Origin of the sequence: Enterobacter sp. BNK-34 (assembly GCF_048684445.1) — a bacterium.
Taxonomy (GTDB): domain Bacteria; phylum Pseudomonadota; class Gammaproteobacteria; order Enterobacterales; family Enterobacteriaceae; genus Enterobacter; species Enterobacter pseudoroggenkampii.
Map to the genome: position 1 here is coordinate 4,164,246 of NZ_JBLQUA010000001.1, position 15,532 is coordinate 4,179,777.

General features: G+C 56.2%; 19 protein-coding genes and 1 pseudogene. 13 read left to right on the forward strand and 7 right to left on the reverse strand.

The genetic code is table 11. From position 1 onward, the window contains the following. Positions 1–476: 476 nt before the first annotated feature. The 9 genes and pseudogenes from ACMGG5_RS20555 to ACMGG5_RS20595 all read left to right on the forward strand — a co-directional run bounded on the left by ACMGG5_RS20555 (position 477) and on the right by ACMGG5_RS20595 (position 5,072). On the forward strand, positions 477–1,136 hold the full coding sequence (locus tag ACMGG5_RS20555) for an MT-A70 family methyltransferase (protein ID WP_420278451.1): 660 nt from the start codon (positions 477–479) through the stop codon (positions 1,134–1,136). Continuing rightward, positions 1,133–1,351 (forward strand): hypothetical protein, encoded by a 219-nt coding sequence (locus tag ACMGG5_RS20560; protein WP_023300422.1) that lies wholly within the window; start codon positions 1,133–1,135, stop codon positions 1,349–1,351. The genes ACMGG5_RS20555 and ACMGG5_RS20560 overlap by 4 nt, the downstream gene beginning before the upstream one ends. After that, positions 1,348–2,055, forward strand: a complete 708-nt coding sequence (locus tag ACMGG5_RS20565) for a hypothetical protein (RefSeq protein WP_188039960.1) — start codon at positions 1,348–1,350, stop codon at positions 2,053–2,055. Before ACMGG5_RS20560 ends, ACMGG5_RS20565 begins: the two co-directional genes overlap by 4 nt. Positions 2,056–2,146: 91 nt before the next feature. Beyond that, on the forward strand, positions 2,147–2,368 hold the full coding sequence (locus tag ACMGG5_RS20570) for a TraR/DksA family transcriptional regulator (RefSeq protein WP_420278452.1): 222 nt from the start codon (positions 2,147–2,149) through the stop codon (positions 2,366–2,368). Continuing rightward, complete coding sequence (locus tag ACMGG5_RS20575; protein WP_420278453.1) at positions 2,365–3,051, forward strand: hypothetical protein; 687 nt, start codon at positions 2,365–2,367, stop codon at positions 3,049–3,051. The genes ACMGG5_RS20570 and ACMGG5_RS20575 overlap by 4 nt, the downstream gene beginning before the upstream one ends. Then, complete coding sequence (locus tag ACMGG5_RS20580; protein ID WP_058683360.1) at positions 3,014–3,253, forward strand: DUF4222 domain-containing protein; 240 nt, start codon at positions 3,014–3,016, stop codon at positions 3,251–3,253. The genes ACMGG5_RS20575 and ACMGG5_RS20580 overlap by 38 nt, the downstream gene beginning before the upstream one ends. A 57-nt stretch (positions 3,254–3,310) precedes the next feature. Further along, positions 3,311–3,583 (forward strand): annotated as a pseudogene (locus ACMGG5_RS20585) (dATP/dGTP pyrophosphohydrolase domain-containing protein); the annotation flags it as partial. 162 nt (positions 3,584–3,745) lie between these two features. After that, positions 3,746–4,018: an excisionase gene (locus tag ACMGG5_RS20590; RefSeq protein WP_219939851.1), complete on the forward strand. Its 273-nt coding sequence runs from the start codon at positions 3,746–3,748 to the stop codon at positions 4,016–4,018. Beyond that, positions 3,987–5,072, forward strand: coding sequence for a tyrosine-type recombinase/integrase (locus ACMGG5_RS20595; protein ID WP_420278455.1), 1,086 nt, complete (start codon positions 3,987–3,989; stop codon positions 5,070–5,072). Before ACMGG5_RS20590 ends, ACMGG5_RS20595 begins: the two co-directional genes overlap by 32 nt. Before the next feature lie 319 nt (positions 5,073–5,391). Here the strand turns inward: ACMGG5_RS20595 and ACMGG5_RS20600 are convergent, their stop codons facing one another. Genes ACMGG5_RS20600 through yobA form a run of 3 tightly spaced genes read right to left on the reverse strand, consistent with a single transcriptional unit; the run spans position 5,392 to position 6,989 of the window. Beyond that, the gene (locus ACMGG5_RS20600) at positions 5,392–5,730 is read right to left on the reverse strand and encodes a YebY family protein (protein WP_024909705.1); all 339 of its coding nucleotides are present in this window, start codon (positions 5,728–5,730) and stop codon (positions 5,392–5,394) included. Between the two features lie 16 nt (positions 5,731–5,746). Continuing rightward, complete coding sequence (copD, locus tag ACMGG5_RS20605; protein ID WP_420278456.1) at positions 5,747–6,616, reverse strand: copper homeostasis membrane protein CopD; 870 nt, start codon at positions 6,614–6,616, stop codon at positions 5,747–5,749. Between the two features lies 1 nt (position 6,617). Next, complete coding sequence (gene yobA / locus ACMGG5_RS20610; protein ID WP_248165038.1) at positions 6,618–6,989, reverse strand: CopC domain-containing protein YobA; 372 nt, start codon at positions 6,987–6,989, stop codon at positions 6,618–6,620. A gap of 137 nt (positions 6,990–7,126) precedes the next feature. On the opposite strand from yobA, the gene ACMGG5_RS20615 reads away from it, so the two are divergent. From ACMGG5_RS20615 to exoX, 3 genes are all read left to right on the forward strand, one after another. After that, positions 7,127–7,357 (forward strand): DNA polymerase III subunit theta, encoded by a 231-nt coding sequence (locus tag ACMGG5_RS20615; RefSeq protein ID WP_008500465.1) that lies wholly within the window; start codon positions 7,127–7,129, stop codon positions 7,355–7,357. 110 nt (positions 7,358–7,467) lie between these two features. After that, positions 7,468–8,118, forward strand: a complete 651-nt coding sequence (locus ACMGG5_RS20620) for a nitrilase-related carbon-nitrogen hydrolase (RefSeq protein WP_370883517.1) — start codon at positions 7,468–7,470, stop codon at positions 8,116–8,118. Positions 8,119–8,142: 24 nt separating this feature from the next. Then, a complete protein-coding gene (exoX, locus tag ACMGG5_RS20625; protein ID WP_010432611.1) occupies positions 8,143–8,805 on the forward strand; it encodes an exodeoxyribonuclease X in 663 nt (220 codons plus the stop codon). On the opposite strand, the gene ptrB is transcribed toward exoX, so the two are convergent. Continuing rightward, positions 8,802–10,862, reverse strand: coding sequence for an oligopeptidase B (gene ptrB / locus ACMGG5_RS20630; protein ID WP_420278457.1), 2,061 nt, complete (start codon positions 10,860–10,862; stop codon positions 8,802–8,804). The genes exoX and ptrB overlap by 4 nt on opposite strands. Positions 10,863–10,947: 85 nt before the next feature. Continuing rightward, positions 10,948–11,595 (reverse strand): tellurite resistance TerB family protein, encoded by a 648-nt coding sequence (locus ACMGG5_RS20635; protein WP_024909700.1) that lies wholly within the window; start codon positions 11,593–11,595, stop codon positions 10,948–10,950. A 170-nt stretch (positions 11,596–11,765) separates the two neighbouring features. On the opposite strand from ACMGG5_RS20635, the gene purT reads away from it, so the two are divergent. Beyond that, a complete protein-coding gene (gene purT / locus ACMGG5_RS20640) occupies positions 11,766–12,944 on the forward strand; it encodes a formate-dependent phosphoribosylglycinamide formyltransferase (RefSeq protein ID WP_420278458.1) in 1,179 nt (392 codons plus the stop codon). A 41-nt stretch (positions 12,945–12,985) separates the two neighbouring features. Here the strand turns inward: purT and kdgA are convergent, their stop codons facing one another. Both kdgA and edd read right to left on the reverse strand, forming a co-directional pair. Next, positions 12,986–13,627, reverse strand: a complete 642-nt coding sequence (gene kdgA, locus ACMGG5_RS20645; protein ID WP_024909698.1) for a bifunctional 4-hydroxy-2-oxoglutarate aldolase/2-dehydro-3-deoxy-phosphogluconate aldolase — start codon at positions 13,625–13,627, stop codon at positions 12,986–12,988. Positions 13,628–13,666: 39 nt separating this feature from the next. After that, positions 13,667–15,478, reverse strand: coding sequence for a phosphogluconate dehydratase (edd, locus tag ACMGG5_RS20650; protein WP_420278459.1), 1,812 nt, complete (start codon positions 15,476–15,478; stop codon positions 13,667–13,669). Positions 15,479–15,532 lie beyond the last annotated feature (54 nt).

Below are 15,532 nucleotides of genomic sequence, written 5' to 3' on the forward strand. Positions count from 1 at the left end.
TCCGACATTGCTTTTCTCCGGAGAATGGCCGGCGTAATGACGTTGCGTGATATTGCGTCAGAACTTAACCGCACTCACGCTGCGGTACGTACGATGAGTACGAGACTGTCCCTCAATCTTCGAGAAAGCTACGCCAGGTGGACCTCAGTAGAGCTTCAGATATTGAGATCGTGTGCGGGCACCATGACTGCCACTCAAATTGCTGGAAAGCTCGGGCGCACTCTCGATTCTGTTAAGGGGAAAGCCAGCCTGTTGGGCTTAAGCCTGCTATGTATTGGCGAAAGACATCATCATGCAGTTTACAGTGATCACGACGTATCTCTGTGTGTTGCGCTTCATGAAGAGGGCCTATCACAAGCTGTCATCGCAGAAAAAATGGAGATACCCGCCCATAGCGTTCATGCCTTTATACACGGCCGGAGGCTTACTCATGATGATGCTTCGTGGAGGAGCATGTCTCGGAAAGGAGGCGCTTGATGAGCGGTAATTACTCTCTTATCTACGCTGATCCGCCATGGTCTTACGGCAACACAATCAGCAACGGCGCTGCCTCCGATCACTACTCCACCATGAAATTAATCGACATTAAACGCCTGCCAGTGTGGGAACTTGCCGCCGAAAACTCGGTGCTGGCGATGTGGTACACCGGCACGCACAACCAGGAGGCTATCGAACTGGCCGAGGCCTGGGGATTTACAGTTCGCACGATGAAGGGCTTTACCTGGGTGAAGCTGAATCAGAACGCGGAATTGCGCATCAACAAGGCGCTGGCAGAGGGTGAAGTCACCGACTTTTACGACTTCCTCGATCTGCTTAACGCCGAGACGCGCATGAACGGCGGCAACCACACCCGGGCCAATACCGAAGACCTGCTGATTGCCACCCGCGGCGCCGGGCTGGAACGTAAGCACGCCGGGATTAAGCAGGTTGTCTACAGCCCGCTCGGCCCGCACAGCGAAAAGCCGTGGGAAGTACGCCACCGACTGGAACTGCTTTACGGTGATGTGCCACGCATTGAACTGTTTAGCCGTAGCGCGGCGCCGGACTGGCATCACTGGGGAAACCAGTGCGACACCGCCGCGGTAGAACTGCTGCCAGGCTGCGCCATTGATGTTGTGAAAACGGAGGCAGCATGACGCCAGAAACAGACAACGCCATCCGCGCCGCCTGCCGCCGCTGCACCGAGGAAATACAGCAGGCCATGCGCAAGAAGCCAAAGCCTAACTGGAACGAAACGGTTCCTCCCATCATCAACAAGCATCACAAGAAAATTGAAGCTCTGGGGGTTAGCCTCCTGGAGTTCGTCGTCAAAACTGGCCGCCTTAACGGGCGGTTTGGAGCCGAACAATGATTCGCCGACAGATTGATACATCAACTCGATTTCTGCTTGATACCGCCTTTCACCGACTTGAAATAATCCGTGATGACGGTCTTTACCGCCACCTGCGCATGAAGCAGCCCGGCACTTCCTGTTATTACTTCGACATTATCACCTGGCCGGGATATCTGACTGTCACCGGCGACATGGGCACCTGGACATTCTCCCGTATCGCGGACATGTTCGACTTTTTCGGTCCGTGGCAAGACGGTATTAACACCGGTTACTGGTCAGAAAAGCTGGAGGCTGGCGCTGGCTATTCAGCGTGTGAGCTATTGGCGAAAGAGTACGATCATGATGCTTTTTGCCGAAGCCTGAAGGAATCAATGAGCGAGTATCTGGAAGATACACCAGAAGACCAGCAGGAAGACGAAGACTGGGATGATGAAGACGATACTCCAGACAGTGATAAAGCCAAGGTCCGTGAGGTAGTACGTGAATTATGCCGGGGTGGATTTAGCAATGATTGGGAAGCATGTCAGGCAGTTTATAACGCTGACTGGCCAGAAAGTTGGAGTGCCTGGGATGTCTGCGACGGGCTGACATTCAAGACCTACACCAGCCACTTCCGCTGGATACTCTTTGCCATCACCTGGGCGATCTCCAAATACCACAACACAAAGCTGGTCGATAAGGCGATGGCTACATTCTTCGCAGTGAAAGGGTTACCAGCATGAAGGCACTGATCACCAGGTCGCTATCGCGGCCTTTTTTATTGCTGGCGTTCACCTTCAACCGAATTAACCGACAGTTCCGGGAGCATTGATCATGGCCGACATCATCGACACAGCAGCAGAGATTGAAGAGCTTCAGCGTAACGCTGCCCTTTCCGCTCACCGACTCAACCGCAACGCCGTATCAGCTGAACATTGCGCGGAGTGCGACGAACCAATTCCCGAGCCGCGGCGCGCTGCCGTTCCCGGCTGCCAGACATGCGCGGAGTGCCAGAGCGTCATCGAGTTGAGGAACAAGCAGAGGGGGATCCAGTGAAAGAGCGCGGAATGATTTTTAATGAGTATCAGGTGCGCGCCTTGCTTGATGGCAGCATGACGCAGGTTCGGCGCCCTATCAAATGGCGTCAGACTCGGGCCACCGAAATTGCAGAACGTGAAGACGGTAGCCGGTGGCCGTGGAGTGAAGATGCGGAAAATGTGTGCGATTACTGGCATCCATGCCCATTCGGTGCAGTCGGCGATGTTATTTACGTCAGAGAGTCATTTTCACGGCTCGACTCATTTAACTTCTTCGATCCCGCAGTGCCTCATGAAGTACCGGATTTCTGGTATTGGGCCGATGGTGATCCGGAGTGGGGAGACTGGACGCGCCCACAATCTGGCGCAGTCATGCCTCGCGACGCCCGCCGAATCAGCCTGGAGATAACCGGAATCCGCGTCGAGAGACTTCAAGATGCCGATGAATCAGCCATGCTGAATGACCTTGGTGACATGCTCGAACACTGCGAAACCGTAGCGGGTCGCGCCTTTAACCATGCCGAGCATTATGCGATCGCTGGCGTTCCGGTAGGGCTGTGTCCAGAAATGCACGGCTTTAAAGCGTGGTGGGATAAGGCCAATGGTGCCGGTAGTTTCGACTCCAATCCATGGGTCTGGGTAGTCAAATTTAAGGTGGTGCCCAATGTTCCAACTAATTCAACGGGGTCAGATTTACGCTGACCAGCACGGTTGGCCCGTCATCATCCACAGCTGCACATCTCAGATAGTCCGCTACTGGCGACAGGGCCGGATAAACACCGCTTCAATCGACAGATTCAACAATGACTTTGAGCACCTCGATCACCGTGAGGCGACGCAGATACGCGCCGAACTGGAGACGAGCGAGCACATTAAGTCGCTGCGCGCCCAGCGTGCGGCATGAGGAGAGAACGTGAAACCTTACGAATCGAAGAAATCACAGTTCATCAGAAACCTGATCCGGCGGCGCCACGCTGAATGGTCAGAAAAAACCTTCGGTAATGTCGGTCCCGTCGGGCCGCTGAAACACCTTTCAAAAGAGGCGCTGGAAGCTGCAGCCGATCCTGGCGACCTCGGCGAGTGGGCTGATATGCAGTTCCTGCTATGGGACGCGCAGCGGCGCGCCGGTATCACCGATGAGCAAATCACCGCGGCGCTGGAAGAAAAGCTGAAGGTGAACATGAACCGCCACTGGCCGGAACCGAAAGACGGTGAGCCGCGTCTTCACATCAAACCATGACGCAACTGATAGCCAGTTATGAGCTGGCTATTGGGTGCGAAAGCACTGCTCCGTTATCCCTTTTGCCCGGTACGCCGGGCTTCTTTTTACCTGATTTCGAATAATCAACACGTCAACGCAGCCTCGATTATAATGCCTGGCGGCTAAGGAGTTCTCATGGCTAAGCTTCTCAACTTGCAGGAATGGGCTGCTGAGGTCTACACGACTCCCCCTTCCCTTTCTACTCTGCGTCGATGGACGCGGGAGGGGAGAATTTATCCCGCGCCGGAGCTGCACGGAAAGGAATATAAGGTTAAGCCTGACGCTATCTACGTGGATCCGCGCAAGAAGAATCTGCGCGCCAAACCGAAACACACTAAACTGCCGTCCGGCGGCACCTTACTGGAGAGACTGACTCATGGCGAAAAGGCCAGTACGTTACGACGCTAACCTGCCCCGTAACCTGACCTATCGTAAAAGAGACAGACTTTACAGCTGGCGCAATCCGGTGACCGGGCAGGAAATATCTCTTGGCCGGATTGATCGCAAGGATGCTGTTGCCCAGGCCATTGAGGCCAACAACTACATCGACCAGAATTACCTTCCCTCTTCTCTCCTGGATCGCATAAAAGACGTGCCCACTTTCACAGTGGCCGCATGGCTGGAGCGTTACGAGGTAATTCTCGAACGGCGCGAGCTGAAACCAAACACTATGAAGGTCAGGCGAAACCAGATCGCCACCATAAAGGAAGAGTTCGGCAAAATTCCCCTCGCTTCCGTCACGACAAAGGATATCGCCTCATTTCTTGAATCGTACATTCTCTGCGATAAAAAGAGCATGGCTTCCGGGCTGCGGTCTGTTCTGATGGACATCTTCAGGGAGGCGATCGTAGAAGGACATGTCGACAGGAACCCGGCAGAGCCGACGCGAACGCCGACGCCGAAAGTTAAGCGAGAGCGCCTGCTGCTCGAGCATTTCAACGTCATCCGCCAGGCCGCGTTAACTCATTCTGACTGGGCACCTAACGCATGCGATCTTGCGCTAATCACCGGCCAGCGGCGGGAGGATATCTCACTGTTCAGGTTCAGTGACGTTAAAGACGGGAGGCTTTTCGTTACTCAGGAGAAAACAGGTCACAAACTGGCGCTCCCCCTTGATTTGAGGCTGGACGTCGCCGGGCTTGTGTTGCAGGATGTCATTGATCGATGCCGGGTGAACAACCCTTCCGATTTCATGCTCTACTCGCCGGTTCGCCGCGGGGGAAGAAAGCCAGGGCCGCTAACTCCTGACGGACTCACCCAGGCGTTCGCAGAGATAAGGGATTCGACCGGGTTAAAATTCGGCCCTAACCCACCGCCGTTTCATGAGATCAGAAGTCTGGCGAGCAGGCTCTATGAAAAGGAGCGAGGGGAAGAATTTGCTCAGCGTTTACTCGGCCACAAAAATTTAACAATGACCAAAAAATACCTGGACGCACGCGGTGCAGAGTATGTTATGGTTTAGACAGGATATGGAATATTCGAGTAATTTTCGGGGGATTTCGTGTTGAGACCGAAAAAACCTGTGAAAAACAAATAGATAAAAAGAGACCGAATACGATTCCTGTATTCGGTCCAGGGAAATGGCTCTTGGGAGAGAGCCGTGCGCTAAAAGTTGGCATTAATGCAGGCTAAGTCGCCTTGCCTTTTAAGAATAGATGACGACGCCAGGTTTTCCAGTCCACAGCTAAAGCGGTCGGAAAAAAAGCGCCAGAGCATCATAAAATGTGAAAAACCGCAGTGCTTTCGCAAGCATCTGCGGTTTTTTATTGGAAACCTGAACGTTAGCAGAGCTTGTCGGCACGCTCGATAAACGGCGCCAGACTCATCTTTTGTCCCGGATGCGCCGGGTCATCGATCTGAATAATGCTGATCGGCTGGCCGCTACTCTTGCCGCTGGCTACCTGCTGCTCTGCGGTATCATTTAACGGGTATTGCACCAGCGTGCTCGGGTTAATGGCATACAGCGCATGGCCCGGACGGCAGGTCAGCATCACCTCTTCGCGATTGAACGCCCATTTGTCCTTACCGACTTCAAAACGGCTGACGGTGATAACCTGCGGTGCGGCAAGCGCGCTCCCCGTGCAGGCCAGCAATATGAGAGAAAGTACTGTCTTTTTCATATGATATTTAACCTTGTCAGAAGGGTTCCCAGGTAGCGAACAGACTGACCGTTGCCAGTACCAGCGCGCCCAGCACCACTTCTGCCTGTGTCATCCTGATAAAAATCTGTTGTGCTCGCCCGGTCTCCGGACGAAACCGTGGCACCAGAAAATACCGATTTGCCAGCGCAATTACCACCATCAACGCCACCAGCGCACATTTGAACAACAAAAACTGCACGTAGCCAGCCTGCCAGGGTATATGGACGCCCAGTATCATGAGCGTATTGATCGCTCCGCTGAGCAGCACGCCCGCGACGGCATAATGGCCCACGCGCGAGAAGCGCATCATGGTATAGATGGCGGCATTCTGCCAGCGCCCTTTCGCCAGACGCATGCAGAACAACAGGGGCAGCAATCCGCCAAGCCAGGCTGCAGCGCAGATCAGGTGAAAAGCATAGTTAAGCCGCTGCAACGCCCCCATAGGACCGTCGTTCATCGCCGCGTGACCTACCCCAGCCAGCAGGATAAGCTGGCCCATGGCGAGCAGCAGCCGCCGCGAACCTTTCAGCGGCGCGAGCCATGCTGCAGCGACCGTCATCACAGCAAGAATTATTTGCCACAGCCAGACGCCACCAAACTGTGTCCTAAATACGCCGTACCAGACCTGCGGAGCAAATACATCTCCCCAGCCGTTACCCATCAGTCCGCCCTGAAGCATAAACATCAGGAGTGCAGCCGCCAGGCTCAACAAGGCAGCAACTTTCTGCTGCAGCTGGAAACGCCGGGACATCAGCCGCTGGAGGGAAGAAGGCGCAAACCAGACGCTGTAAAGCGCGTTGCCAAAAACCAGCATCAGCGCCCCGAAATGGATAAAGCGCAACCCGATATAACACAGCGCCAGCATGCTATTTCACGCTAAAGTGATAGCTGCCTTTGGTTTTATGACCGTCTACAGAGACGACATGCCAGTCTACCTGGTACGTCCCTGACGTCAGCGGTTGTTCCAGCGGAACGGTGAGTTGCGCCTTGTTCTTTTCGTCTCGCGTAGCGGTACCCGTTTTGATGACCTGCTTTTGCGCGTCCGTCACCACCACACCGCTAAATCCCGGTTCGATGCCTTCTGAAAAATGCAGCGTAAGTGCCTGCGGAGCGCTCACCACGCTGTCCGCTGCCGGGATCGGCTGCTTAAGATGCGCATGCGCCAGCGCGGAGGAGGTCATCATTGTAGAGGTCAGAAAAACCAGTGCGCATACCGCGCGGGAAGCGGAGAAACCCATCGCAATCATTCCTTTTTGTTATGTCTGTATGCTAAAGAATAACGCTGTATAATAAACGAGTCGAGGAACATCCTGCCTCCGCTTGTCATCGTCGTGCAATCGCGGTAACGTTGCCGCCGCATAAAAAGGAGAAGGTAATGAAGATCAATCTGGCCGCCCTTCCACAGGACGAGATGGATAAAGTAAATGTCGATCTCGCTGCCGCTGGCGTCGCGTTTAAAGAGCGTTACAACATGCCTGTTGTGGCTGAAGTCGTTGAACGGGAACAGCCCGCCCATCTGCGCGACTGGTTTCGCGAAAGACTCATCGCCCACCGTCTCGCCTCGGTTAACCTCTCCCGTTTACCGTACGAACCTAAAGTTAAATAAGCTTAACGAGCCGTTACACTTCCTTACGCGGAATCTGGCAGGATAAGAAAACCCTGATAAATTTAGGTGTATTCTTAAATCTCTGCGACTCAGTGTATAAGGAAGTCACGATGTCACATTGGAATATAGCGGCAGCTCAGTATGGCGGTCAGTACCAGAGTGTGGATGACCATGTTACGCACCACCTGCGCTTCATCGCCGAAGCAGCACGGCAGCGATGTGATTTGCTGGTCTTCCCTGAACTCTCATTAACGGGCTCAGGCGCACCGACGTTACCTCCCCCACCCGATGACGCGCAGCTGGAACCGCTGCTGGACGCGGCGCATTTTTACCGGATTACCGTGATTGCCGGGCTCCCCCTGGAACGGAACGGTCAGCGCCAGAACGGCCTCGCGCTCTTCACGCCCGCCCGTCACCGCATCCTGCGCTACCCGCAAGGTAGCGGTGCCAGCCTGGTGCCGGGGGAGAAACAGCTCAGCATTATTGATGCGCATGCCGATTCCCCCAATCTCGATCCCAGAGCGTCGCTGTTTACCAGCAGTCAGTCCGTAGAGGATCACCGCTGGCGGCAGTCCATCAGTACCCTGCAGCGCTTCGCGCATAAATATGCCATTGCGGTACTGATGGCGAACGCCTGCGGCGGCAGTGCGCTGTGGGATGAAAAAGGCCAGCTGATCGTCCGCGCAGATCGAGGCGAGCTGCTGTTGACCGGCACGCTCGGCGGAGAGGGTTGGCAAGGCGATATCATTCCTTTAGGCTAGGCGTTTTAAGCTCAGGAGTGTTCAATGCTGCGCGTCATCGATACCGAAACTTGCGATCTTCAGGGCGGAATAGTGGAAGTGGCTTCTGTCGACGTGGTTGATGGTAAAATCGTCAACCCTATGAGCCATCTGGTGCGTCCCGACCGACCCATCAGCCCTCAGGCGATGGCTATCCATCGCATTACCGAATCGATGGTGGCGGATAAGCCGTGGATCGAAGAGATCATTCCGCACTACTACGGTAGCCCGTGGTACGTCGCGCATAACGCCAGTTTTGACCGCCGGGTGTTACCTGAAATGCCGGGGGAATGGATTTGTACCATGAAGCTGGCGCGTCGCCTCTGGCCGGGAATTAAATACAGCAACATGGCGCTGTACAAGTCCCGCAAGCTCAGCGTCCGCACGCCTGAGGGGCTTCACCATCACCGGGCCCTGTATGACTGCTATATAACCGCCGCGTTACTGATAGATATTATGAATATCTCTGGCTGGACGCCGGATGATATGGCGACCATCACCGGCCGTCCTGCACTTCTGACCACATTTACCTTTGGGAAATATCGCGGGAAGCCGGTGTCCGAGGTGGCGGATAAAGACCCGGGCTATTTGCGCTGGCTGTATAACAACCTCGACAGAATGAGCCCGGAACTGCGCTTAACGCTGAAACATTATCTGGGCGACGCTTAACGCTCCGCACGGCCTGGCAGCGTGTCCTGCGCCAGGCCTATTAAAAAGGCATATTCCAGGGCAACTCCTTCGTAGGATTTAAATCGTCCCGATTTCCCGCCGTGACCGGAGTCCATATCGGTACACAGCAGCAGCAGGTTGTCATCGGTTTTCAGCTCCCGCAGTTTTGCCACCCATTTTGCCGGCTCCCAGTATTGCACCTGAGAATCATGCAGACCGGTGGTGACCAACATGTGGGGATAGGCTTTCGCTTCCACGTTATCGTACGGGCTGTACGTTTTCATATAGCGGTAGTACATCTCATCCTGCGGATTCCCCCACTCTTCAAACTCCCCTGTCGTAAGTGGGATGGATTCATCGAGCATGGTCGTCACCACATCGACAAACGGGACCTGTGCGACAATCCCCTTAAAGCGGTCGGGACGCTGGTTGATCGCCGCCCCCATCAGCATGCCGCCCGCGCTGCCGCCCATCCCAAAGCAAAGCTGCGGATCCCCGTAGCCCTGCTCAATCAGCGCATCGCAGACGTCGAGGTAGTCATTGAAGGTATTTTTCTTTTTCAGGAATTTCCCGTCTTCATACCAGTGCTGCCCCAGTTCACCGCCACCGCGAATATGGGCGATGGCAAAAACAAAGCCGCGATCGAGCAGGCTTAACCGGCTGCTGCTGAAATCGGCGTCCATGCTTGAGCCATACGAGCCGTAACCGTACACCAGGATCGGGTTTTTGCCTTTCTGGAAGTGGGCTTTGTGATAGACGAGCGAGACGGGGACCTCGACGCCATCCCGGGCGGTGACCCACAGGTGCTCGCTGCGGTAGTTTTCAGACTCAAACCCTTTGACCTCGGTCTGTTTAATCACCTGACGCTGCCCGGTATCCATATCCAGCTCAAACAGGGTGTCCGGCGTGGTCATCGATGAGTAGCCGTAGCGCAGCCGCGAGGATTCAGGTTCAGGGTTGAAACCAATCCACGTCACATAGGCCGGGTCGTCGAACGCGATCCCCACCACTTCCCGCGTTTTACGGTTGATTTGCCGGATACTGGTCAGCCCTCGCTGACGCTCTTCCACCACCAGCCAGTCGGTAAACAGGGTGAACCCTTCAAGCATTACCTGATCCCGCGCGGGGATAAGCACCTCCCATTTGCGCTCATCGCGCACTTTGGTTTTATAGAGACCAAAGTTTTTACCCTCGCGATTAGAGCGCAAATAAAAGCTGTGCTGAAAGTGATCCAGGCTGTACTCGTGATCCTTGCGGCGCGGCAGGAAACAGAGCGGCTGGGCGTCGGGCAGTTCGGCATCCAGCAGCAGAACTTCCGAGGTCGTCGCGCTGGCCAGGAAGATAATCACATAGTGGCGCGAGGAGGTTTTATGCAGGCTGACATAGAACGTTTCGTCTTTCTCTTCATAGACCAGTTCGTCGTCAGCGGAGTCCGTTCCCACGGTGTGTCGCCACACCTGATAAGGCAGCAGCGTCGAGGCGTGCTTTTTGACGTAGTAAACCGTCTCGGAATCATTCGCCCAGACAAAATCCGGGGAGACGTTTTCCAGCATTTCCGGATACCAGTTGCCGGTGTCCAGATTGCGAAAACGCAGGCCGTACTGGCGACGGGAGAGATAATCCTCCGCCAGCGCCATCACCGCGTTATCCGGCGAAATGGACATGCCGCCCAGGGTATAAAATTCGCTGTGGGCGGCGCGCTGGTTGGCATCCAGCAAAATATCCCACTCATCCCATTCGGCGCTTAATACCGACTGACGCTGGTAGATGGGATACTCATTGCCGGGCTCGTAAATATGGCGATAGCGATAGCTGTTTTTGGTCCAGGGCGCGGAGATATCACGCTGAGGAATACGCTGCACCATCTCATTCAGCAGCTGGTCCTGCAGCGTCTGCTGGCTGGACATGACCTTGCGGCCATAGTCGTTTTCCTCGTGCAGGTAGTCGAGTACCTCTGGCCGGGAGCGCGAATCGTCCCGCAGCCAGTAATAGTTGTCTATGCGCGTATCGCCATGCGTGGTGATCGCATATGGTATACGTCGGGCTTTCGGTGGCATGTCATCATTCTTTTAAGTTTTACACCCTATAAGGTTGGCAAAACCCACGCATGATGCAAGCGAAACAGCGTCGCGACGGCGGAGGCTATCCCTGTAACGCCTGTTTTTGTTCGCGGATATCCCGCTCAATGCCCTCGCGCACGTCCTGAGGGATCTTTAACGCATCGCCCAGGGCGTTAAGGTAGCTCCGCTCCATAAAATGGTCGATATCGATGGCGGCGCAGCTGAGGAAATAGAGCTCCAGCGCCTCTTCCTCATTTTTCACACTTTGCGCAAGACGCTGCGGCTCAAGCGGCTGTTCGATGGCCTGCGCCACCAGCGCTCTTCCCTTCTCTTCAACGCCGGCTTCGCGCAGCTGCTGCTCGATCGCCGATCGTTCTTTGTCGTCGATATGCCCGTCACTTTTCGCGGCAAAAACCAGCGCAAGAATGAGCCGTTCGGTACGTAGATCCAGCGGCGAGGTGTGCTCGCCATAATGCGGTTCATCGCTGTGCGCGGTCCGTACCCGGTCCTTGTACTTATTCCACAGCACGGTGCCCGCGATGGCGCCGCCGCCGGCCAGCAGCGCGCCGGTGCCATATTTTGCCAGCAGCTTGCGCGAGGATTTATTCGCGACCAGCAGGCCTGCCAGCCCGCCGAGCGCCCCGGGTACCAGCAGTTTGCTCAGGTCCCGCTCGCCAGACGATGTTTTCTGCCCTAACAGGGATTGCAATTGATTTAACCAGCCAGACATGGTTTCCCTCACTTAACAGTGAACATGTTCCACAGCGTAAGCGAGCGGGCGTCAGGAAATGTCTGGTCGGGCTAAAGAAGCGCAAATTTCTGCCCTCGCGTTTATCCCTGCGCAAGACAGACGCAAACGTTTTCGTTTATACTGCGCGCAACTTTTTTAGGGGGATTGTTATGATTCGTTTAGGAACTGCGCTGCGACCTGCGGCGACGCGAGTGATGCTGTTGGGATCGGGCGAGCTGGGAAAAGAGGTCGCCATTGAGTGCCAACGTTTAGGTGTGGAAGTCATCGCCGTAGACCGTTACGCCGACGCACCCGCCATGCACGTCGCCCATCGTTCTTATGTGATTAACATGCTGGATGGCGATGCCCTTCGCGAACTGATTACGTGCGAGAAGCCCGATTTCGTTGTACCGGAAATTGAAGCGATTGCCACCGATACGCTGATCGCCCTGGAGCAGGAAGGCCAGCGCGTGGTGCCCTGCGCGAAAGCCGCAAAGCTGACCATGAACCGCGAAGGCATTCGTCGCCTGGCGGCAGAAGAGCTGGGATTGCCCACCTCGAGCTACCGTTTTGCGGGCGATAAAGCCGCGTTCCTGCAGGCCGTAGAGGAGATTGGCTACCCGTGTATCGTTAAGCCGGTGATGAGCTCCTCCGGTAAAGGGCAGAGCTTCATTCGCGACAGCAGCACGCTCGATAAGGCGTGGGATTACGCCCAACAGGGTGGCCGCGCCGGCGCCGGTCGCGTCATCGTTGAAGGCGTCGTGAAGTTTGATTTCGAGATCACCCTGCTGACCGTCAGCGCCGTTGACGGCGTCCATTTCTGCGATCCGATTGGCCACCGTCAGGAAGATGGCGATTACCGCGAATCCTGGCAGCCGCAGCAGATGAGCGCCCTGGCGCTGGAGCGTGCGCAGGCGATCGCCCGTAAAACCGTCCTCGCGCTGGGCGGCTATGGCCTGTTTGGCGTGGAGCTGTTTGTGTGCGGCGACGAGGTGATTTTCAGCGAAGTCTCCCCTCGCCCGCATGACACCGGCATGGTCACGCTCATTTCGCAGGATCTTTCCGAGTTCGCCCTGCACGTGCGCGCCTTCCTCGGCCTGCCCGTCGGCGGTATCCGTCAGTACGGCCCGGCCGCCTCGGCGGTCATCCTGCCGCAGTTAACCAGCCAGAACGTTACGTTTGAAAACGTCGACGCGGCAGTGGGTGCCGGGTTGCAGGTACGTTTGTTCGGCAAGCCGGAGATCGACGGTACCCGTCGTCTTGGCGTGGCATTAGCCACCGGGGATAACGTTGAGGACGCCGTGGCGAGAGCGAAAGCAGCCGCAGCAAGCGTTAAGGTAACGGGATAAAAAAACGGGCCGAAAGGCCCGTTTTTCATGCGGCGAATGGCTTACTGCTTCGCGCCTTCCACCGCTTCGCGAGCCAGTTTTGTGATGCGATCCCAGTCGCCCGCTTCCAGCGCATCCGCCGGAACCAGCCATGAGCCACCGATGCACAGCACGCTTTTCAGCGCCAGGTAGTCACGGTAGTTGGCAGGAGAGATCCCCCCCGTCGGGCAGAAGCGTACCTGAGAGAAGGGACCCGCAATCGCCTGCAGCGCTTTAGTGCCGCCGTTCGCTTCAGCCGGGAAGAATTTGAACTCTTTCAGACCGTAGTCCATGCCCAGCATCAGTTCAGAGACGGTGCTGATGCCCGGGATCAGCGGAATGGTGCCTTCGGTCGCGGCTTTCAGCAGCGACTCGGTCAGGCCCGGGCTAATGGCAAACTGCGCGCCCGCTTCGGTCACTTCAGCCAGCTGTTTTACGTTCGTCACGGTACCCGCACCGATGATGGCGTCCGGCACTTCTTTAGCAATCGCGCGAATGGCATCCATCGCGCAGGCGGTACGCAGGGTCACTTCCAGAACGCGAACGCCACCCGCAACCAGCGCTTTCGCCATCGGTACAGCGTGCTCCAGCTTGTTTACCACGATAACCGGCACGACAGGGCCAGTGGTCAGGATTGCTTCTGCACTTGTTTTCCAGTTTTTCATCAGAGTCTTCTCTCGCCAGATCGTTAAAATCAAGTCGTCTTAAAACGTAATACAGGTTGCGCCCTGCTCCGCACCGGAGAGCTTCTCACGCAGCGCGCTGAACATTTCGCGTCCGGTCCCCACGCGCGATGCGCTCAGGTCAGGAATATGGGGTTGACGTGCCGCCAGCTCGGCGTCATCCACCAGCAGGGTTAACTCGCCGGTCTGACCGTTAACGCGGATCATGTCACCGTCACGCACTTTCGCCAGCAACCCGCCGTCGTAGGCTTCAGGCGTCACGTGGATGGCTGAAGGCACTTTACCGGATGCCCCGGAGAGGCGTCCATCGGTGACTAACGCAATTTTGAAACGGCGGTCCAATAATACACCAAGTGGTGGCATAAGTTTATGTAATTCTGGCATCCCGTTAGCTTTAGGCCCCTGATGACGCACCACCACCACGCAGTCTTTGTCGAGCAGACCGGCGTCAAAGGCGGGTAATACGTCGTGCTGGCTTTCAAACACCACCGCCGGCGCTTCGATAATCTGGTTCTCTTCCGGTACGGCAGAGATCTTCATTACCGCGCGACCGAGGTTGCCGCTCAGCACTTTGGTGCCGCCGTGAGGAGAGAACGGTTTGTCGATGGTGGCGATCACCTGCGCATCAAGAGACGCGCTCGCCCCTTCGCGCCAGTCCAGCTCGCCGTTGTTCAACCACGGCTCCTGGGTATAGCGCTGAAGGCCAAAGCCTGCCACGGTATTTACGTCTTCATGCAGAAGTCCGCCTTTCAGCAGCTCGCGCATCAGCAGCGGTACGCCGCCCGCGGCCTGGAAGTGGTTAATGTCCGCCGGACCGTTCGGGTACAGGCGTGCCATCAGCGGCACCACGGAAGAGATCTCGGAGAAGTCATCCCAGTTAATCAGAATGCCCGCCGCACGCGCCATGGCCACCAGGTGCATGGTGTGGTTGGTTGACCCCCCAGTTGCCAGCAGCGCGACAATCCCGTTGACGATGACCTTTTCGTCGACCATTTTGCCCATCGGCATCCATTCGTTGCCGTTGCCGGTAAGACGCGTGACCTGACGGGCCGCAGCCTCGGTCAGCGCCTTGCGAAGCGGCGCGTCCGGCTGGATAAAGGACGAGCCCGGAAGCTGCATCCCCATAAACTCCACCACCATCTGGTTCGTGTTCGCGGTACCGTAAAACGTACAGGTGCCCGGCGCATGGTAGGACGCGGCTTCCGCCTCCAGCAGCGCCTGACGGTCTGCTTTCCCTTCCGCGTACAGCTGGCGGATACGCACTTTTTCTTTGTTCGGTAGACCGCTCGCCATTGGGCCTGACGGCACGAAGATCGCTGGCAGATGCCCAAACGACAGCGCCGCCATTACCAGGCCCGGGACAATCTTGTCGCACACGCCGAGATACAGCGCGCCATCAAACATATTGTGCGACAGGCCAACCGCCGCGGACATAGCAATCACTTCGCGACTCAGCAGGGAGAGCTCCATACCGTCCTGGCCCTGCGTCACGCCGTCGCACATGGCGGGTACCCCACCCGCCACCTGGCCGACCGCATTCACGCTGTGCAGCGCTTTACGGATGATATCCGGGTAAACCTCATAGGGCTGGTGCGCGGAGAGCATATCGTTATAGGAGGTAATGATGGCGATATTGTTACGCAACATGCTTTTCAGCGACGCTTTATCATCAGGCTGGCAGGCGGCGAAACCGTGCGCCAGGTTACCGCAGGCCAGTTGAGATCGGTGGACGGTGTTGCTCTTTGCCTGTTCAATCCGGGAGAGGTAGGCCGAGCGGGTCTCTTTCGAGCGCTCAATAATGCGCTGTGTTACGCGTAACAATGTCGGATTCATAAAAGCTCCTCTAATTTATCTGTCCGGGCTCGGGAGTTTACAAAGTCGCTGGCA